The organism is Kitasatospora sp. NPDC059803 (assembly GCF_042732255.1).
GTDB lineage: Bacteria > Actinomycetota > Actinomycetes > Streptomycetales > Streptomycetaceae > Kitasatospora.
In genome coordinates this window covers 1-1,795 of sequence record NZ_JBHWIJ010000564.1, presented here as the reverse complement: position 1 = coordinate 1,795, position 1,795 = coordinate 1, and the positions used below count along the sequence as shown (strand labels likewise).

Here is a 1,795-nt window from a genome sequence, read left to right as displayed (position 1 = left end):
CGCTCGGCCAGGGCCCGGCCGGCGGCGCCCCGCAGGGCGGCCGCCCGCAGCTCGGCCAGGGCGGCCCGACCGCTCCGACCGGCCCCGGTGCTCCGACCGGACCGAACGCTCCGGGTGCTCCGGGTGCTCCGACCGGACCGGGTGCGCCTGCCGCGCCCGGCGGCCGGGCCGGCGGCCTGCCGACCCGCCAGGTCGGCAAGTCGCTGCGCGAGAACCCCGTCCAGCCGGGCCAGCAGGGCCCGGGCCAGCAGGGCCCGGGCCAGCAGCCCCAGGGACCCCAGGGACCCCAGGGACCCCAGGGCCCGGGCCGGCAGGCCCCCCAGCCCCAGGGCCAGAAGCCGACCCAGCAGGCCCCGCAGTCCCCGCAGCCCCAGCAGTCCCCGCAGGGCGGCCTGCCGCAGCGCGGCCCGAACCGGCCGGGCCCGGCGCAGGGCGGCCCCGGCGGCCTGCCCCGCCGCGGCCAGCAGCAGCCCGCCCAGGGCCAACCCGGCCAGCAGCAGCCCGCCCAGGGCCGCCCCGGCCAGGAACGGCCGCGCCCGGGTGGCGAGTTCGACGGCGGTCCGGGCCCCCGGACCGGCGAGCAGCCGCAGCACGGCCGGCCGGGTCGGCCGGGCGGCGCTCCGCAGCAGCAGGGCGCCCGCCCGGGCAACCGCCCGCAGGAGGGCCTGCCGCAGCGCAGGCCGGCCCCGCAAGGCCAGGGCGGCCCCGGTCAGGGCGGCCCGCAGGGTCAGCCCGGTCCGCAGGGCCAGCGCCGCCCGCAGCGCCCCGGCCCGGACGCGCCGCAGCGCGACCGCCAGCCGCAGCTGCCGCCGCAGCAGCAGGCCCAGCCGCTGCCGTCGGCCGAGCCGGCGTCGATGGAGAGCACCCAGCAGTTCGCCCGGCCGCGCTTCGAGGCCAGCCAGATCGACCCGCGTGACCCGCTGGGCCTCGGCCTGGTGGAGCCGGTGCTGCCGAACCCGGCGCGTCCGGAGCCGGTCCGTCAGGAGCAGGCCCGGCCCGAGCCGGTGCGCCAGGAGCAGGCCCGGCCGGAGCCGATGGCGCTGCCGACCGGCCCGTCCGGGGGTGCGGCCGAGCAGCCGTGGTACCCGCAGGAGGGCGGGCAGGAGGCGCGGCCGCGGACGTACCAGCCGCGCCGGCCCGGCACCTCGGCGCCGGAGTTCCAGCCGTCCGACCCGCAGCGCCGACAGGGCCGGCCGGCCCAGGCCCAGCAGCCCCAGGCTCCGCAGCAGGCCGCGCAGGCCCAGGCCCCCCAGGCCCCGCAGGCCCAGGCCCCTCAGCAGGGCCAGCAGCCGCAGGGCCAGCAGCAGCCGCAGCAGGGCCAGCAGCCGCAGCCCGGCACCGGGGACGCCCCCTGGCGCCCGTCCGCGAACGACGAGCGCTGGCGCCGCGCCGAGCAGGTCCGCGAGCCCTCGACCAGCGGCGTCACGATGTCCGGTCTCCCCCGGCGGACCCCGCAGGCCAACCTGGTCTCCGGCACCGCCGAGGCCTCGCCGCTGACCGGTCCGCAGGTCTCCCGGGCCCCCGAAGAGGTCCGCGGCCGGCTGACCAACCTGCGCCGCGGCATCCAGCAGGGCCGCCGGGCCGGGGCCGAACAGGCCAACCAGCCGGGCTCCCAGCATGGTGCCCAGCAGCCCGGATTCGATAGTTTCGGTGGCCGGACCGACGGCAACGGCGCAGATCACCAGGAGCGTTGAGTTGAATCAGATGAGCCAGGCCGCACAGAACCTGAACTGGCTGATCACCAATTTCGTGGACAACACCCCCGGGGTGTCCCACACCGTGGTGGTCTCCGCCG

General features: G+C 80.0%; 1 protein-coding gene and 1 pseudogene. One reads left to right on the top strand and one right to left on the bottom strand.

Annotation, left to right across the window (positions count from 1 at the left end; translation table 11 throughout):
- The coding region (locus tag ACFV6I_RS39505) for a hypothetical protein (RefSeq protein ID WP_380431120.1) at positions 1–1,619 on the bottom strand (1,619 nt) is incomplete at its 3' end.
- Positions 1,620–1,704: 85 nt separating this feature from the next.
- Between ACFV6I_RS39505 and ACFV6I_RS39500 the strand changes: the two are divergent.
- Positions 1,705–1,795 (top strand): annotated as a pseudogene (locus ACFV6I_RS39500) (roadblock/LC7 domain-containing protein); the annotation flags it as partial.